Genomic DNA, 17,610 nt, shown 5'->3' on the forward strand with positions numbered 1-17,610 from the left:
ACTCAAGTAGCACGACTGGCCTGAAACTCGCAGCATCCGGGGCCACGTGTGAATGCCTGCAGGCCGGGCGAGGCAGGACGGCACGGAGCGCTGGGCAGAGCGGACACCACTGCTCTGCCCGCTCTGTGATGCCGCACCGGGCCGGCCGATTCCGTTCAGTTCACCGGATGGCCCGGCGTGATGTCATGCCCGTCGGCCAAAGACAGCAGACAGAGACTGTCACCCGCCGGACGTTGCGCCACCTCCGGGGCGAGCAGGAACCCGACATGGTCGCCCCCGTCGAGGCGCTTCTCGACGCGGCCGACGAACCATGCGGGCGCCTCGTTGAGTACCGGCGCCCCGCCCGGTCCCGGGTGCCAAGCGGCGCGGGCGAACTTGTCGGTGCGATCACCAGTCTCGCCCCCGAAGAGGCGGGCCATGTGCCCCTGGTCGTGGGCGAGCAGATGGACCGCAAGCCGATCTGCTCGGGCGGCGACCCGGTATGTCCGGTTGGCCTTCGACAGCCATACGACGAACCGGGCGGGCCGGATCGAACACTGCGATCCGAATCCGACCAGGCAGCCGGCCCGTTCACCGGCGGCCTCGGCGGTCACGATGTACAGCGGATAGTCGAGCGCGTTGGTGAACGGATCCAGATCGGTCACGGTTCTTGGCTCCTCACCGGGAGATCCGGATGTCGGGGTCATGTTCGAAGATTTCGAGGCACAGTTGGTCCAGCTTGAGGGACTACCCATCTTCGTACGTCACGGGGAGAGGGGCCAGCGGTAGCGTTACACGGCCATCGTGCTGCATACCGTGCGGGGTCTTCTCTTCGACGTTCCAGAGCATCGCAGTAGGCATCGAGTACGGCGGCTTCTCCTGCCCCGGTGTGCGGCCTCGGCATAGGGACAGCAGGAGTTGGTGCGCAAAAATCGGACAGCGCGCCTGCAGCAGCAGCGGGCGTCTTCGCCTTGGCGCAGCATGTGGAGCGTTCCCGTGCCGTCCGGCTCCGCCGGAGCCGAGCAACAGCGCTGACCGGGGACCGGCTCGGACGGGGTGTTGCAACGACGTCTCGAACTGAAGCGCACGCCCGGGGTCTCGTGCTGCACGGTGACGTGTCCGGCTGGTTCAACGACCAGCAGCGGTCGGTGTCACGCCCACTCCATGGCCGTGAACAACTCCTTCGAGGCTGTTGACGCCGTACTCCAGCAGGATTTCGATGTCTGACCTGTGGGTTTCACCGGGGCGGCTGGAGGGGTGGTTGTGCACGGCACACAGGGGTTAGGGTCGTGGTAAGCGATCGCTTAGCTGTTCGGGGGTGGTATGACCGGCAGCGCCGGGAGAGAGACAAGGGAGTCTGATGCCGGTCATCGACGCGTGGATGCAGCACCCCACGCTCCGTCACTCCAACCACGAGATGTTCGAGTCGTTGCGCCGGTGGACGGGGCGGGGCCTGCTGGAGGAGCCATTGCCGGTCAAGGCCACGGTGGCCGCGATGGCCGCGGCGGACGTCGAGATTGGCCTGTCGGCAGCCTGGTACGGACCCCAGGGGCCGCTGATCAGCAACGACGAGGTGGCCGGATTCGTCTCCCAGTCCGAGGGGCGGCTGCACGGGGTGGCCGGAGCGGACCTCACCCGCCCGGTCCAGGCGGTGCGGGAGCTGCGCCGGGCTGTGGAGGAACTCGGCTTCGTGGCCCTGCGAATCGTGCCCTGGCTGTGGGAGTTGCCGCCCACCGACCGGCTGTATTACCCGCTGTACGCCGCCTGCGTCGACCTCGGAATTCCGTTCTGCACCCAGGTCGGGCACACCGGCCCGCTGCGTCCGTCCGAGACCGGCCGTCCCATTCCCTACATCGACCAGGTCGCGCTGGACTTCCCCGAGCTGACCATCGTGTGTGGGCACATCGGGTATCCGTGGACCACGGAGATGATCGCGGTAGCCGACAAGCATACCAATGTGTACATCGACACCAGTGCCTACACCGCCCGGCGATACCCGCGCGAGCTGGTCGACTACCTGCGCGGCCGGGGTCGCAGGAAGGTGCTGTTCGGCACCAATTACCCCATGATCACTCCCGGGCAGGCGCTGGAGCACCTCGGTGAACTCGGCCTGGACGAGGAGGCCACCGAGCTGTTCCTGTCCGGCAACGCCCGGCGGATCTTCAGCCTTGACCTCACCGGGTGACCGCCAGGCCGATGAGGATCGCCGCTGGGCGGAGTGCAGCCTGATAGGCGAGAGCGAGTTCGTCGGTCCGCACGTCCAGGCCATGCCACTGCTTGAACCGGTTGGCCGGGTAGGCCGCGCGACGAGGCGCCTGCCATGTGCAGGTCCTTTTCCGTACGGCCCCTCCGAACCCGCCGTACGAGTTTCCCCGTAACAGGCTCCCCAGTGACCTATTTCGTGACGCCGTTGGTTGGCTTCCCTGAGTGGATCGGGTCATGGCAACAGGAGCGGACCACGAGGGCCTTGCGCCGTTTCTCTGTCATGACCTCTAATCATTCAGTAGGTGGCTCTCCCTTGTTGGAGGTCGGTCAGCCTTCCGATGTGTGCACTCGCACGTCTTCCGACGTCCCGCATGGCTCGCACTTCCCCCGCAAGAGCTGGGTAATCAGCTCCTTTCTGGGGCGGGGGGCGGCCACTTGACGGTCCGCGAGGACCGCTGCCTTCTGTCGCATTAGTGAGATTCCGCCGGATCGTGCGACCAGTGGCTTCCTGCCCGCGCTGCGGGGGACGCTGGTTTCGAAGCATGTGCGGAGCCCATACGGTGTCTCTTCTTGGCCTGGTAACGGGCCGCCGTCCTGCACACGGTCGAGCGGTGCTTCGCTGCCAGTGATGTGCCTGGCTCTGGCCTGGAGGCGGCGACCGAAGATCTGCACATCCTGGTCCATAGGGTCGCGCTCTGTGTGGCGGCGGTGCGGGTTACGGAGGAGATCCCGGCGGTGGGCCGAGCCGTTCCAGGACGCCCTGTCTGTCCGTGCGCACGTCAGGTCGCCTTCGGCCATCAGGCTTTCCGCCGTGTGCTTGTGGCCGAGGGCCGCCGCCAGTTTCCCGGTACACCTGCGCGGACTCGGCCGGCCCCACCGACTACCGGGGCATGGACGGGTCGTACTCACGGTTGAGGTGGCCTGGCTGCATCTTGGCGACTTTGTGTTCTCGTGTTCGGACGGTGAGGGACGATGTTGCTGTGATCAACGGGGATGTCTCATCGCGTTTGGCGGCCAGGCGTGGCAGTCGTATGGCTCAGCTTGGTGATGCGGTCGCCGGGTGGGGCAGGGCGGTGCCGGAGGATCCGGGTATCGCCGAACTGGCCGATCTCCTCGAAGAGGCCGCCGCTGACGTCGCCGTCCGGGCCGGTGAGCCCGGGCACGCCGCGAAGGTGTTGCTGACCGGTGCGGTGCAGAATCTGAGGGCGGCAGCCCGGCTCGGCGGGCTGCTGCCCGCCGTGATTCTGTGGCACCTGCACCGCGCCACAGAACAGGAAAGCGCCGCACGCCAGCACCTTCACCTGCACTTCTGAGGCCCGGCACCACGGCATATCGGCATGACGACGGCCTCGCCGCGTCAATGCCGTGTCCCGCGTGCGGTGCGCAGCGCCCACGGGCGGCTGGGCGCTGCTCCGCCTTTAAGCGGTTGGAGGGAGGGGGAGGGCCTGTCTCTGTCGTGTCTCCACTGTGGGTGACGGTGTTCTTGCGGGCCGGCCGGATACGCCCGCATACCAGTCGTCGGCTTCAGTCATGCCGTCCATGCTCGGCTGGTAGGGCTTGACGATGTCGTCGGCGTCCTTGAAATACACGACGGCACAGAGCCGGTACTGCTCTCCGCCGGGTGCCTGGATCACCGTCGGCGGTTCGATCCAGACGAACTTTCCCCGTTCGTTCCACTTGCGGCGAGCGAACGTCAGCGTGGGATCGGAAGCACCACGCACCAGTACATCGGACCAGCTCATCTCTGTCACTCCACGACCCTAGAGCGACGGATCCCCTGGACCAAGGGGAGTTGACAGGAGGCCCTTTGACCGTGATGAGCGGTGTCCGGTATGCGGGTTCCCGGCGAGGTCGGCCGCACGATCCGTACCGCTGAGGCGGAAGGTGTCTGTCCATCACGGCAGCCTCCGAGTTCAGGTCGTGGAGGCTGCAGTCCCGTAGTGATCCGTTGGCCGAGAGGTGCCCCGTAATGAGGGCGGGCAGGGCGGGCGGCAGCGGCCTCTGCGACCGGACGGGGAAGGGCTCCTGACGCTACCTCCGAGAGGCTGAGGGGCGTCGACGGCCCGCGGCCCGGTCAGCCCGTCCAGGCCCAGTCGGTCACCTCGGGCAGGTCCGTGCCGTGCTCACGGATCCAGGCGTGGTGGCGGGTGCGTACGTCCGCCATGGCCTGTCGTACGGCGACGGCCCGGACGCCGAGTCCCGGTACGCGGTCGATGACATCCATGACCAGCCGGTAGCGGTCGAGGTCGTTGCGGACCACCATGTCGAACGGTGTGGTGGTTGTCCCCTCCTCCTTGTAGCCGTGCACATGAAGGTTGGCATGCCCTGCGCGGCGGTAGGCGAGACGATGGATCAGCCAGGGGTAGCCGTGGTACGCGAAGATCACCGGTTTGCCGGTGGTGAACACGGCGTCGTACTCGGAGTCCGTCATCCCGTGCGGGTGTTCCCCGTGGGGAAGCAACCGTGCCAGGTCGACGACGTTCACCACACGTACGGCCAGCTCCGGCAGGTGACGCCGGAGCAGATCGGCGGCTGCCATGGTCTCCAGGGTGGGTACGTCCCCGGCGCAGGCCAGCACGACATCCGGTTCCCGGGAGCCGTCCTCCGTACCGGCCCAGGACCAGACCCCCACGCCGCGCGCGCAATGTGCGCGGGCCTCCTCCAGGGTGAGCCAGTCGAAGCCGGGCTGTTTGCCGGCCACGATCACATTGACGTAGTCGCGGCTGCGCAGCACGTGATCGGCGACGGAGAGAAGAGTGTTGGTGTCCGGCGGCAGATAGACCCGTACGACCTCGGGGCTCTTGTTCAGGATGTGGTCGACGAAGCCGGGGTCCTGGTGGGAGAAGCCGTTGTGGTCCTGGCGCCAGACATGCGACGTCAGCAGGTAGTTGAGGGAGGCGATAGGGCGGCGCCAGGGGAGCCGCCGGGACGTTCGCAGCCACTTGATGTGCTGATTGACCATCGAGTCGACGATATGGGCGAACGCCTCGTAGCTGGAGAACAGCCCGTGCCGGCCGGTGAGCAGATAGCCCTCCAGCCAGCCCTGGCAGAGATGCTCGGAGAGCACTTCCATCACCCGGCCGTCGCGGGCGAGGTGCTCGTCCGTGTCGAGTGTCCCGGCCTCCCACGCCTTGGACGTGGTCTCGTAGAGCGCCTCCAGCCGGTTCGAGGCGGTTTCGTCGGCCCCGAAGACCCGGAAGTCCCGCCGCCCCTTGGTGGCCTCCATGATGTCCCGCAGCAGGAGACCGAGCACCCGGGTCGGCTCGTGCTGGACCGTACCGGGCGCGTCGACCCGTACCGCGTACCGCTCCAGGGGCGGGACCGGCAGCTCCCGCAGCAGCAGACCGCCATTGGCGTACGGCGTGGCGCCCAGCCTGCGCGTTGCCTCCGGAACGCATTCGAGTACCGAGGGGCTGGGCGCGCCCGTCGCGTCGAACAGCTCGTCGGGGCGGTACGAGCGCAGCCACGCCTCCAGCTGACGCAGGTGGTCGGGGTTGTCCCGGACACCGCTCAACGGGACCTGATGCGCGCGCCACGTCCCTTCCACCGGCTGCCCGTCGACCTCGGCGGGACCCGTCCAGCCCTTCGGTGTGCGAAGCACGATCATGGGCCAGGAGGGCCGCCCGGTCACCGCGCCCCCGCGGGCGGCGCGCTGGATCTCGGCGATACGGTCGGCGGCGCGGTCCATCGCCGCGGCCATGGCGCCGTGGGCCGCCGACGGCTCGTCACCCGTGACGTAGAGGGGCTCGTGACCGTAGCCGCGCAACAGGGAGTCGAGTTCGGCTTCCGGCAGCCGGGCGAGCACGGTCGGGTTGGCGATCTTGTAGCCGTTGAGATGCAGGATGGGCAGGACCGCACCGTCGTGCACCGGGTCGAGGAACTTGTTCGCGTGCCAGGAACCGGCCAGTGGACCGGTCTCCGCCTCCCCGTCGCCGATCACGCAGGCGACCAGCAGACCGGGGTGGTCCAGCGCCGCTCCGTAGGCGTGTGCGAGTGAATAGCCCAGTTCACCGCCCTCGTGGACCGAGCCCGGGGTCTCGGGCGCGACATGGCTCGGCACACCCCCCGGGAACGAGAACTGCCGGAACAGCCGCTCCATACCCTCCCGGTCCCGGCTCACGTCCGGATACGTCTCGGAGTACGTGCCCTCCAGCCAGGAGTTGGCCAGGACGGCGGGGCCTCCGTGGCCGGGCCCCCAGACGCACAGCGCATCGATGTCGCGTGCCCTGATGAGCCGGTTGAGATGGGTGTGCACGAAGTTGAGGCCGGGCGTGGTGCCCCAGTGGCCGAGCAGCCGCGGTTTGATGTGTTCCGGCGCCAGCGGCTCCAGGAGCAGCGGGTTCGCCATCAGGTAGATCTGGCCGACGGCCAGATAGTTCGCTGCCCGCCAGTGCGCGTCGAGAGCCGTCAGTTCCCCGGCTGTCAGCTGTCCGGCAGGCGAATCTTCGGCCGTCGGCCCCGCCGACGTTCCCTCGCCGCTCACACTGGTTTGGCGCACGCTCATCCTCCTCCTACTGGGAAGCCCGGAGGCCCTGGAACACCGCGGTTCGGTTCAGACACGCCGGAGCGCTTGTTCTCCCGCCGCGGCGCCATCGATCTCGGTGGTCCCGCCCTGGGTGTTCAGCCTGCCGCCCGCACTCTCCAGGTGCGCCCGGATGAGCCATTGGAAGTGTTCGAGGCCGCGGAGGTGCTGGATCAGCAGGTCCTGGCTGACCGGATCCAGCTTGCCGACCGCGTCGGCCGCCCGACGGTGATCGGCGATGATGCCCGCGTACACGATGTCCAACGCTCCAAGATGCCGCATGGCCTCCGCCCGGCCGACGGCGTAGTCGTCCCAGTCGCGCTCCTTCACCAGGGCGCCCGGCGTTCCGGCGGGCGAGCCGCCCAGGGTCGAAATGCGCTCGGCGGTCTCGTCCACCATGCCGCGCACCGCGTCCACCTGCGGGTCCAGCATCTCGTGTACCGCGATGAAGTGCGGCCCGACGACGTTCCAGTGCACATGCTTGAGGGTCAGGGCGAGATCGTTGAGAGCGTGCAGCCGCATCCTGAGCAACTGGATGGTCTCCCCGCCCTCCGAGGCCGTCATACCGGGCACGGTGTACTGCGGGTCGTTCTGCGATGACATGAGGATTCCTCTCTTGCCGGCCTCATTCGCTTCGCCCCATCGGGTACCTCCGGCCCGCTCGCCCAAACATGGCGCCGCTTCGGTCGGCGTCTCCGTTCCCCGTGTGCGGACCGTGCCGCGCTCTCCTTCGCGTTTTCAACTGACGCACGGTCCCTGCTCTCACCTCATGCACCGGGACCGGGACACGCCACCGCTGGGCGGCCGTACGAGTTGCCGTGGGATGCGAGCCGCTCGAGGGGAGGCTGGATGAGGGTTTGCGGGGTACGCGGCCGTCATGAGCAGTGACACAAGCGACATACTCGCAGCGGCGTACGCCGCGTCGCCCGGCATCACGGGTCTCTTCCCGCTCGTTTTCGGCCTCATCGTCGTCGGCGTCCTCATCGCCGGGTTTGTCTTCGGCCGGCGCGTCCGGGCCCGGGAACCCCGCCCGCCGCTGCCGGAGGAACAGCCGAAACGGCCTCCGAAGGGATCGGACCGAGAGAGCCACGAGCCGCCCGAGGAGCGGTGAGGAGCAGCAGAGCGGGGACCGCAACTCATTCCTGGGTCGGTGACGAGGCCCTTGAGGAGCCGCTGGAAGGCCATGGAGAAGGGAACCCCGCTGCTCGGAGGTCGACATCCCATACGGTTCACCCGTCGACCGCGCTCGGTCGACAGAAGATGAGCACAATCTGAGAAACGGCGGCACTGCCTGACGCGCTGCCCTAGTTTGTCGGGGTCAGCTCTCCGAGTGCCGGGCTCGGGTGGTCAACCCAGGCATGATGAGAGTGCGCCGGCGATTGCAGGCCGCAGGAACCTGGTCGGTGGGCGCGGTTCGGACAGTGCGGTGCCGGCCGGATCTTCCGGGCAGGCATGCGGACGGGCCTCGCGGGTCTTCCGGCCGGTCAGAGCCGCGAGGCCCCGGCTCTGGGGATGCGGGCGGAACGTCGTCCTAGTGAGGAACGTCCCCGGTGTGCGGTGCGGTGCGGCGTGGCATCTGCTGTCTCGGACATGCCCGGGATATGCAGGGGACTGCCGTACGACAGTGAGGGGCTGGCGCACCCACTGGTGTTCCTGCGCGGCGATCTAGGCCGAAACAGCTGCGGACGGGCTTCGGCGGACCGGCTTCGTTCGCAGAGGAGTACCTGCGGGTCAGATGCTCCGGAGGCATCGAAGCAGTCCTCCTGGCATGGCCGTGGTCGCGTCCGGTGAAGGCTGTGGGCCGCGTCCTGCGGAAATAGCGTTGTAACGTCGCGTGCCCTGCGGCCCGGGTGAGGCAGGTCGCTGTGGCAGGACCCGAACCTTCTGGAGTGCTGATCTCTGTTTCCGTGGCTGGGAGGGTGGTCCCCGCTCCGGGTGTTCCGTGCTGGGTCAACCTGATGGTGGGTGACCCAGCAGCTGCTCAGGCCTTCTACGGTGCAGTTCTGGGGGTGGAGGTTCGGGCGGAGTTCGCTGGGGGACCGGTTCCTTGTCGCGTCATCGGGCGGGTCGCTGGTGGCGGGGATCGGGGTGCGGTGGCCGGGGTTCGCTCCGGCGGCGGTGTGGACGCCGTACTTTGCGGTGCGGGACGCCGATGTGACGGCCGCACGCATTCAGGAACGGGGCGGTACTCTCGCGGTCGGCCCGGTGGCACTGGGCCAGGGATCCTGACCAGCATGGCCGAACCGTTGCCGAATGCCAGACACCGATGGCCTGGCTGCCTGGCGCTGCACAGGCAGGAAGCAGCGTTCCTGCATCTTCGTCGGCGCTGGTGGAGCTGTGGTGACTCGGCTCGCTCACAGCAAGAAGCAGCGTGTGCTGAGCGTGGCGTGACCCGCAGTGTTCGCGGATGGGCCCTCCTGCCTGGTTCGGGCCCGTCGTGTGTCATGACTGGCCTTGTTGCCTGCTGATCACTTCAGTTCTTCTTCGCGCCGTGGGGTGCTCTCAAAGCGACCTTCACAGAGAGTTCCGTGAACAGCCTTGCCCCTATGGTCACCGCCAGGTCCATCGAGTTCGACGCTGTCCTGCTGGCCGTCGCTCCCGGCGCGCGTGCCGACGCACGCGGTGCCCGGGACGCCAGGGCAAAGGCCGGTGAGGCTGGGGCAGCGGAAGCGGATCCCCGGGTGGTCCTGCTCGTGGCCGAAGCCTTTCGCCACGGCAAGGTGATCGGTTCCTGGGGCGACGCCGACGAGATTCTCAGGGCAGCCAGTGTGCCCGCCCACGCGCCCGGTGTCGTGACCGGCGCCAGCGCGGACGTGCTGTCACAGCTCGCTCAGCTTCTGGGCAAGCACCGCGTCTGGGAGCGGTTCCCGGCTGCTGCGGTCTGACCGGCCGGTCGCCCGTCTCAGGCTCTCCGCTCGACGCCTTGCGGCAGAGGGCGGTGAGCTCCGGGGTTCGTTCCCAGCCGCTGCGCCTACGCGCTGGTGCAACCGTGTGCGTGGGACGTGCGTGAGAACGGTGGCACGGGCACCTGCCCGAGCGGGAAGTGTCGGAACCATGGTGCGATCTCTCGGTTTCGTGACAGTGGCGTGAGAGACAGTGGGTGGAGGTTCTCAGAGGTCGTTTTCGTCCGGTGTTTCATCCCGAGAGGGATTGCTCTGTGGTTTTCTTCGGGTCGCGCCAGGAGATGGTGTTTTCGCTGGTCAGGCGGCGGGCCATGAGGTCGGTCATTGCCAGGTGAACCAGTGCTTCGGAGCGGGTGGGCAGGGTTTCGTAGTCGCGGGCGAGGCGGCGGTGGAGCGTGAGCCGGCCGTAGGTTCGCTCGACCGCCCACCGCTTCGCAATCGGGGTGAAGCCCCTGGTCCCGGGCTTGCGGGCGGTGATCTCCATGTCGATACCGCGGGTGGAGGCTTGCTCAACGAGGTGCTGACGGTAACCGCCGTCGACCCACACCTTGCGGATGCCCGGGTGGTCGGCGGCGACCCGGTCGAGCAGTGCGGTGCCGGCAGCGGAGTCCTGCACGCCGGCCGCGGTCACCAGCACGGCGAGGAGAAGGCCGAGCGTGTCGGTGGCGATGCTCCGCTTCCTGCCGACGATCTTCTTGCCGGCGTCGATGCCCTGGCCGGTGGCGGGAACGCTGGTGCGAGGTCTTGACGCTCTGGGCGTCGATCACGCAGGCCGTCGGCTCGTCGTCCCGGCCTCCCTTCTCTCGTGGAAGCTGCCGGAGCAGGCCGTTGAGCTGGGCGAACACGCCCTCGTCGGCCCATTTGGAGAAGTAGCCGTAGACGGTGTTCCCGTGCGGGAAGTCGTGCGGGAGGCAGCGCTACTGGACCCCGGTGCGCCAAGGGTCGCCGAGTTTTCGTATGGGCCCACGGGGCCGCGCCATGTACCGCCGGGAAGCCCTGGACGCCTGGATCCGTGAACAGGAACAGGCCGACTCCCGCTGCAACACGGCGTTGAGCCCCCTCAACGCCCCGCGTCACTACCGATCCGGCGGCACAGCGGTCGCCTGACCCGATCGGCCGTCCCCCGTTATAGAAGACCGGTGGTTGAAGAAGCGCCCCAGCCGGGAGACCGGCAGGCGTGAACGTACCGCCATGTACGGAAGGTGCACCCGCTACCGGGTGAAGGGGATTCCGGGCGTCAAGGACCGTTCGTTCGACGCCCTGAACGACGCCAAGACCTGGCTCGCGACAGCCCAGACCGACGTGCGGCGCCAGGCATCGTCGACCCGCGTGACGGCGATCTGTCCGTCAAGGACTACATCGGCGTGCACTGGTGGCCTCGGAGCAGTTGGAGGCCGGTGAGCGGTCGTCCCGCTCGCCCAGTGGCTGGGGCACTCCGACCCCGGGTCTACGCTGAGGAAGTACGCGCACTTCCTGTCCCGCGCGGGCGCCCGCGGCACCCGCCGTCATCGACGCCCTGTTCGGCTAGCCGGGTAGGGCGCCAGGCACGCCCCCCGGGCCCCAAAGTCCCAGAGAAGTCCCACAGGCGCCGTCACACCCCCATCTGACCCGTGTTTTCGCAGGTCAGGAAGGGTGCGACGGTGCCCGTATGTCAGATGTCGCGGAAGATCTCGATCTGTGCGCCCACCGAGTTCAGCCGCTCGGCCAGATCCTCGTAACCGCGGTTGATGACATAGACGTTGCGCAGCACGGAGGTACCCTCCGCCGCCATCATCGCGAGCAGCACCACCACCGCGGGGCGCAGGGCGGGCGGGCACATCATCTCGGCGGCGCGCCAGCGGGTCGGGCCCTCGACCAGGACCCGGTGCGGGTCGAGGAGCTGAAGGCGGCCGCCCAGCCGGTTGAGGTCGGTGAGGTAGATCGCCCGGTTGTCGTAGACCCAGTCGTGGATCAGGGTCTGGCCGTGCGCGCTGGCCGCGATGGCCGCGAAGAACGGCACGTTGTCGATGTTGAGGCCGGGGAACGGCATCGGGTGGATCTTGTCGATCGGGGCCTCCAGCTTGGAGGGCCGCACGGTCAGGTCCACCAGCCGGGTGCGGCCGTTGTCGGCGGCGTACTCCGCCGTCCGGTCGCAGTCGACGCCCATCTCCTCCAGCACCGCGAGTTCGATCTCCAGGAACTCGATCGGCACCCGGCGGATGGTGAGTTCGGACTCCGTCACCACGGCGGCGGCCAGCAGGCTCATCGCCTCGACCGGGTCCTCGGAGGGGGAGTAGTCCACATCCACGTCGATGTTCGGCACACCGTGCACGGTCAGCGTCGTCGTACCGACACCGTCGACCCGTACGCCCAGCGCCTCCAGGAAGAAGCACAGGTCCTGGACCATGTAGTTGGACGAGGCGTTGCGGATGACGGTCGTGCCGTCGTGGCGGGCGGCGGCCAGCAGGGCGTTCTCGGTGACCGTGTCGCCGCGTTCGGTCAGCACGATGGGCCGGCCGGGCGTGACCGAGTGGTCGATCTGGGCGTGGTAGAGCCCTTCGGTGGCCGCGATCTCCAGCCCGAACCGGCGAAGCGCGATCATGTGCGGCTCGATGGTGCGCGTGCCCAGGTCGCAGCCGCCCGCGTACGGCAGCTTGAACTGGTCCATACGGTGCAGCAGCGGGCCGAGGAACATGATGATGGAGCGGGTCCGGCGCGCGGCGTCGGCGTCGATCGCCTCCATGTCGAGCCGGGCCGGCGGGACGATCTCCAGGTCCACGCCGTCGTTGATCCAACGGGTGCGGACCCCGATGGAGTTCAGCACCTCCAGCAGCCGGAAGACCTCTTCGATCCGGGCGACCCGGCGCAGGACGGTGCGGCCCTTGTTGAGCAGCGTGGCGCAGAGCAGTGCGACGCACGCGTTCTTGCTGGTCTTCACATCGATGGCGCCGGAGAGGCGACGGCCGCCGACGACCCGCAGGTGCATGGGTCCGGCGTATCCGAGCGACACGATCTCGCTGTCGAGGGCTTCACCGATACGGGCGATCATCTCAAGGCTGATGTTCTGATTGCCGCGCTCGATGCGGTTGACGGCGCTCTGACTGGTGGCGAGCGCCTCGGCCAGCTGCGTCTGTGTCCAGCCCCGGTGCTGACGGGCGTCACGGATGAGCTTGCCGATGCGTACGAGGTAATCGTCTGACATGGCGGCAGGTTATCTCAGATATGAGATGAAGATCGCGCCGGGGTGCGGTGTTCGGGTGACGGTCGGCTCGCCCTCGCGGGCTCACGTCCGCGCGTTCGTCCCTGAAATCCGGCCCGTGCTCATCGTCCTGGCGGTACTTCGGCCGGGCCTCCGGTGTGCGTCCGTTCGGGTGCCCGGCGGCGGCGCTCGGCCGATCCGCTCCCGCCGCGCTTGACCGGTGGCGCTCGCGGCGTTCCCGGCGTGAGCCGGCCGGCCGGTGATCCGGCCCGGCGGGGCGGCCGGGCGATCGCCCGGTCCGGCGCCGCCCGGGACGGGACACGAATGGACGGCGCCGCCCGGGCATGACCGCGCGGCGGCGATGTACTAGAGTTATCTCGACATCGAGATATCTGCCGAGGCGTTCCGCAGCCGCCGCGCGGTAAGGGTTACCTAACTAAGCCTTACCTTAGCGGATGGTCGGGGCCGTAGGCGGCACCACGCGGCGCCGGCCGCCAATGAGGCGCGGCGCGGTAGTACGCGCACATTGAAGAAGGAGACTGTCGTGTCGGCGAACAGCTTCGACGCCCGCAGCACGCTGCGCGTGGGCGACGAGTCGTACGAGATCTTCAAGCTGGACAAGGTGGAGGGCTCCGCGCGCCTCCCTTACAGCCTGAAGGTCCTGCTGGAGAACCTGCTCCGCACCGAGGACGGCGCGAACATCACCGCCGACCACATCCGGGCGCTGGGTGGATGGGACTCGCAGGCGCAGCCCAGCCAGGAGATCCAGTTCACGCCGGCCCGCGTGATCATGCAGGACTTCACCGGCGTCCCGTGCGTCGTGGACCTCGCCACCATGCGTGAGGCCGTGAAGGAGCTCGGCGGCGACCCGGCGAAGATCAACCCGCTGGCCCCGGCCGAGCTGGTCATCGACCACTCCGTCATCGCCGACAAGTTCGGCACCAACGACGCGTTCGCCCAGAACGTCGAGCTGGAGTACGGCCGCAACAAGGAGCGCTACCAGTTCCTGCGCTGGGGCCAGACCGCCTTCGACGAGTTCAAGGTCGTCCCCCCGGGCACCGGCATCGTCCACCAGGTCAACATCGAGCACCTGGCCCGCACCGTCATGGTCCGCGGCGGCCAGGCGTACCCCGACACCCTCGTCGGCACCGACTCGCACACCACGATGGTCAACGGCCTCGGCGTGCTGGGCTGGGGCGTCGGCGGCATCGAGGCCGAGGCCGCGATGCTCGGCCAGCCGGTCTCCATGCTCATCCCGCGCGTCGTCGGCTTCAAGCTGACCGGCGAGCTCCCGGCCGGCACCACCGCCACCGACCTCGTGCTGACCATCACCGAGATGCTCCGCAAGCACGGCGTCGTCGGCAAGTTCGTCGAGTTCTACGGTGAGGGCGTCGCCGCCACCTCCCTCGCGAACCGCGCCACCATCGGCAACATGTCGCCGGAGTTCGGCTCCACCGCCGCGATCTTCCCGATCGACGACGAGACCCTGAAGTACCTGCGCCTGACCGGCCGTGACGAGCAGCAGGTCGCCCTCGTCGAGGCGTACGCCAAGGAGCAGGGCCTCTGGCTGGACCCGTCCGCCGAGCCCGACTTCTCCGAGAAGCTGGAGCTCGACCTCTCCACGGTCGTCCCCTCCATCGCCGGCCCGAAGCGCCCGCAGGACCGCATCATCCTCGCCAACGCCAAGGCGCAGTTCGCCCAGGACGTGCGCAACTACGTCTCGGACGACGAGGAGTCGGGCAAGGAGTCCTTCCCGGCCTCCGACTCCCCGGCCGCCGCCAACGGTGTGCCGTCGCGTCCGACCACGGTCACGGCCCCCGACGGTTCGACGTACGAGATCGACCACGGCGCCGTCACCGTCGCCGCGATCACCTCCTGCACCAACACCTCGAACCCGTACGTCATGGTCGCCGCGGCGCTCGTGGCGAAGAAGGCCGTCGAGAAGGGCCTGACCCGCAAGCCGTGGGTCAAGACGACCCTGGCGCCGGGTTCGAAGGTCGTCACCGACTACTTCGACAAGGCGGGCCTGACCCCGTACCTCGACAAGGTCGGCTTCAACCTCGTCGGCTACGGCTGCACCACCTGCATCGGCAACTCCGGCCCGCTGCCGGAAGAGGTCTCCAAGGCGGTCAACGACCACGACCTGGCCGTGACCTCGGTGCTCTCCGGCAACCGTAACTTCGAGGGCCGGATCAACCCCGACGTCAAGATGAACTACCTGGCATCCCCGCCGCTGGTCGTCGCGTACGCCATCGCCGGTTCGATGAAGGTCGACATCACCAAGGACGCCCTGGGCATCGACCAGGACGGCAAGCCGGTCTACCTCGCGGACATCTGGCCCTCCGAGGCCGAGGTCAACGACGTCGTCGCCAACTCCATCGGCGAGGACATGTTCAACAAGTCCTACAAGGACGTCTTCGCGGGCGACGCCCAGTGGCAGGCGCTGTCGATCCCGACCGGCAACACCTTCGAGTGGGACTCCGAGTCCACCTACGTGCGCAAGCCCCCGTACTTCGAGGGCATGACGATGGAGACGACCCCGGTCGAGGACATCGCCGGCGCCCGTGTCCTGGCCAAGCTGGGCGACTCGGTCACCACCGACCACATCTCCCCGGCCGGTGCGATCAAGGCCGACACCCCGGCCGGCAAGTACCTCACGGAGCACGGCATCGAGCGCCGCGACTTCAACTCCTACGGCTCGCGCCGCGGTAACCACGAGGTCATGATCCGCGGCACATTCGCGAACATCCGCCTGCGCAACCAGATCGCCCCGGGCACGGAGGGCGGCTTCACCCGCGACTTCACCCGGGCGGACGCCCCGGTGTCGTTCATCTACGACGCCTCGCAGAACTACCAGGCCGCGGGCACCCCGCTGGTCATCCTGGCGGGCAAGGAGTACGGCTCCGGCTCCTCCCGTGACTGGGCGGCCAAGGGCACCGCGCTCCTGGGCGTCAAGGCCGTCATCGCCGAGTCCTACGAGCGCATCCACCGCTCGAACCTCATCGGCATGGGCGTCCTCCCGCTCCAGTTCCCCGAGGGCGCGACCGCCGAGTCGCTCGGCCTCACCGGCGAGGAGGCCTTCTCCTTCACCGGCGTCACCGAGCTGAACAACGGCACCACGCCGCGCACGGTCAAGGTCACCACCGACACGGGCGTGGAGTTCGACGGCGTCGTCCGTATCGACACGCCCGGTGAGGCGGACTACTACCGCAACGGCGGCATCCTGCAGTACGTGCTCCGCAGCCTGATCCGCAAGTAGGCAGCAGAGCCGAAGGGCCGCACCCCCACCGGGGTGCGGCCCTTCCGCGTATCCGGGGGCATCCCGGGCGGAGCGGCCCTCAGCCGTCCGAAACCGTCCGCGTCACCTCGGTGATCCGGCACTCCGTGCCGCGCGGCACATCGCCGAGCCCCTGCGCCTTCTCCTTCGCCACCTTGCCGGCGTCCAGTGCGAGCACCGCCGCGATGCCGTCCGCGACCCGGGTGCCGTCCTTGTCCACGAACTCGACGGTCACGACGTAGTCCGCCGGGCTCCCGGAGCCGTTGACCACCCTCAGCTCGGCGGCGGGCCAATTCGTCAGGGAATCCACCGTGCACTTCGTGATCCTGACGTCCTCCTCGGGAGCCGTGCCGGTGGCGCTGGGCTCCGCGACGGGGTCCTCACCGGGGAGCCCCTCGGCGGACGGCGTCCCGGCCGACCGGGAGGGCAGGCTCTCCAGCGACCCGGGGGCCGCCCGGTCCATCGCCGTGTAGACGAGCGCCGCGACGGCCGTCGCGGCCAGCAGCCCGCCGCCCACGGAGAGCGTGACGATCAGCCCCGTACGTTGCTTGCGCGGCGGCGACGGCTGCGACGGCGGCCATGGCGACGGAGATGGCGACGGCGGCGGCGGAAAACTGTCCGACAAGAGGTCCCCCCACGGGAAAACGACTGAAACATGTGTACGAGCCATACGGTACGTGGGCCCGGCGTGCCGCCGGATGCCGCGGTCGCCGCCGCCGTCACGGAATGCCATCGTGGCTCCGCGGGTTCGCACCCCCGAAGACAGCGGCATCGGCACAGAGAGCGGAACCACCATGGGCGAGCTGATCCTGATCCGGCACGGCGAGACCGCGTGGTCCCGCTCCGGACAGCACACGAGCTACACCGACATGCCCCTGACGGACCTCGGCGAGCGCCAGGCCCGCGCGCTGGTCCCGCTGCTGGCCGAACGGAGTATCGCGCTCACCCTGGTCAGCCCGTCCGTACGGGCCCGCCGGACCGCCGAGCTGGCCCGGCTCGACGCGCCGAGGGTCACGCCGGAGCTGCACGAGTGGGACTACGGCGGGTACGAGGGCGTGACCACGCTGGAGATCCAGCGCACCCGCCCGTTCTGGAACCTGTGGACGGACGGGGTCGACCCCGGAACGGACGGGCACCCGGGGGAGAGCCCGGCCGAGGTCGGCGCGCGGGCCGACCGCGTCCTCGCCGGCGTGCGGGCCGCCGCCGAACGGACCGGGGACGGGGACATCGCGCTCGTCGCGCACTCCCACTTCCTGCGCGTGTTCATCGCCCGCTACCTCGGTCTGACCCCGGCCGAGGGACGTCTCTTCCAGCTCGCGACGGGCGCGGTCTCCCGGCTCGGCAGGGAGCACGGGCAGCCGGTCGTCACCGCGCTGAACCTGGCCCTTCCCGAAGAGCTGTCGGCGGGCGTCGCCGCGGACACCTCCTGACGCAGCCGCCACCTGACGCAGCCACCTGACGCGGCGCAGGCGCTGCCTCCTGGCGCAGCCGAGGCCTTCCGAAGTAAGTGCGACGCGTTCCGAAGCAGGGCGATGCCTTCTGACGC

At 68.7% G+C, this 17,610-nt stretch carries 13 protein-coding genes and 1 pseudogene; 7 read left to right on the plus strand and 7 right to left on the minus strand.

Going from position 1 to position 17,610, the window contains the following annotated elements; translation table 11 throughout:
- Window positions 1-155 precede the first annotated feature (155 nt).
- Window positions 156-644, minus strand: a complete 489-nt coding sequence (locus A6A29_RS06755; protein ID WP_198953014.1) for a flavin reductase family protein — start codon at window positions 642-644, stop codon at window positions 156-158.
- Window positions 645-1,339: 695 nt separating this feature from the next.
- Between A6A29_RS06755 and A6A29_RS06760 the strand changes: the two genes are divergently transcribed.
- Together A6A29_RS06760 and A6A29_RS06765 are read left to right on the plus strand one after the other, a co-directional pair.
- Window positions 1,340-2,164, plus strand: a complete 825-nt coding sequence (locus tag A6A29_RS06760; RefSeq protein WP_073719064.1) for an amidohydrolase family protein — start codon at window positions 1,340-1,342, stop codon at window positions 2,162-2,164.
- Between the two features lie 1,051 nt (window positions 2,165-3,215).
- The gene (locus tag A6A29_RS06765) at window positions 3,216-3,497 is read left to right on the plus strand and encodes a hypothetical protein (protein ID WP_241838361.1); all 282 of its coding nucleotides are present in this window, start codon (window positions 3,216-3,218) and stop codon (window positions 3,495-3,497) included.
- A gap of 105 nt (window positions 3,498-3,602) precedes the next feature.
- Here the strand turns inward: A6A29_RS06765 and A6A29_RS06770 are convergent, their stop codons facing one another.
- The 3 genes from A6A29_RS06770 to A6A29_RS06780 all read right to left on the minus strand — a co-directional run bounded on the left by A6A29_RS06770 (window position 3,603) and on the right by A6A29_RS06780 (window position 7,309).
- Window positions 3,603-3,926: a Thoeris anti-defense Tad2 family protein gene (locus A6A29_RS06770; RefSeq protein WP_443333352.1), complete on the minus strand. Its 324-nt coding sequence runs from the start codon at window positions 3,924-3,926 to the stop codon at window positions 3,603-3,605.
- A 332-nt stretch (window positions 3,927-4,258) separates the two neighbouring features.
- A complete protein-coding gene (locus tag A6A29_RS06775) occupies window positions 4,259-6,667 on the minus strand; it encodes a phosphoketolase family protein (protein WP_385730234.1) in 2,409 nt (802 codons plus the stop codon).
- A 69-nt stretch (window positions 6,668-6,736) separates the two neighbouring features.
- Complete coding sequence (locus tag A6A29_RS06780) at window positions 6,737-7,309, minus strand: Dps family protein (RefSeq protein WP_073719066.1); 573 nt, start codon at window positions 7,307-7,309, stop codon at window positions 6,737-6,739.
- 274 nt (window positions 7,310-7,583) lie between these two features.
- Between A6A29_RS06780 and A6A29_RS06785 the strand changes: the two genes are divergently transcribed.
- Window positions 7,584-7,817: a DUF6479 family protein gene (locus A6A29_RS06785; RefSeq protein WP_073719067.1), complete on the plus strand. Its 234-nt coding sequence runs from the start codon at window positions 7,584-7,586 to the stop codon at window positions 7,815-7,817.
- 1,435 nt (window positions 7,818-9,252) lie between these two features.
- A complete protein-coding gene (locus A6A29_RS43795; RefSeq protein WP_073719069.1) occupies window positions 9,253-9,591 on the plus strand; it encodes a hypothetical protein in 339 nt (112 codons plus the stop codon).
- A gap of 250 nt (window positions 9,592-9,841) precedes the next feature.
- Here the strand turns inward: A6A29_RS43795 and A6A29_RS06800 are convergent.
- Window positions 9,842-10,526, minus strand: a pseudogene (locus A6A29_RS06800) (IS5 family transposase); the annotation flags it as partial.
- A 61-nt stretch (window positions 10,527-10,587) separates the two neighbouring features.
- Here A6A29_RS06800 and A6A29_RS06810 point away from each other — a divergent pair.
- Window positions 10,588-10,716, plus strand: coding sequence for a hypothetical protein (locus tag A6A29_RS06810; RefSeq protein WP_274535789.1), 129 nt, complete (start codon window positions 10,588-10,590; stop codon window positions 10,714-10,716).
- A 544-nt stretch (window positions 10,717-11,260) separates the two neighbouring features.
- On the opposite strand, the gene A6A29_RS06825 is transcribed toward A6A29_RS06810, so the two are convergent.
- Window positions 11,261-12,790 (minus strand): helix-turn-helix domain-containing protein, encoded by a 1,530-nt coding sequence (locus A6A29_RS06825; RefSeq protein ID WP_073719073.1) that lies wholly within the window; start codon window positions 12,788-12,790, stop codon window positions 11,261-11,263.
- 541 nt (window positions 12,791-13,331) lie between these two features.
- Here A6A29_RS06825 and acnA point away from each other — a divergent pair.
- Window positions 13,332-16,046: an aconitate hydratase AcnA gene (gene acnA / locus A6A29_RS06830; RefSeq protein ID WP_073719074.1), complete on the plus strand. Its 2,715-nt coding sequence runs from the start codon at window positions 13,332-13,334 to the stop codon at window positions 16,044-16,046.
- Window positions 16,047-16,125: 79 nt separating this feature from the next.
- On the opposite strand, the gene A6A29_RS06835 is transcribed toward acnA, so the two are convergent.
- Complete coding sequence (locus tag A6A29_RS06835; RefSeq protein ID WP_241838363.1) at window positions 16,126-16,581, minus strand: hypothetical protein; 456 nt, start codon at window positions 16,579-16,581, stop codon at window positions 16,126-16,128.
- Window positions 16,582-16,858: 277 nt separating this feature from the next.
- On the opposite strand from A6A29_RS06835, the gene A6A29_RS06840 reads away from it, so the two are divergent.
- Complete coding sequence (locus A6A29_RS06840) at window positions 16,859-17,494, plus strand: histidine phosphatase family protein (protein WP_073719336.1); 636 nt, start codon at window positions 16,859-16,861, stop codon at window positions 17,492-17,494.
- Window positions 17,495-17,610: the final 116 nt, after the last annotated feature.

The sequence above is a fragment of the Streptomyces sp. TSRI0281 genome, assembly GCF_001905125.1.
Taxonomy (GTDB): Bacteria; Actinomycetota; Actinomycetes; order Streptomycetales; family Streptomycetaceae; genus Streptomyces.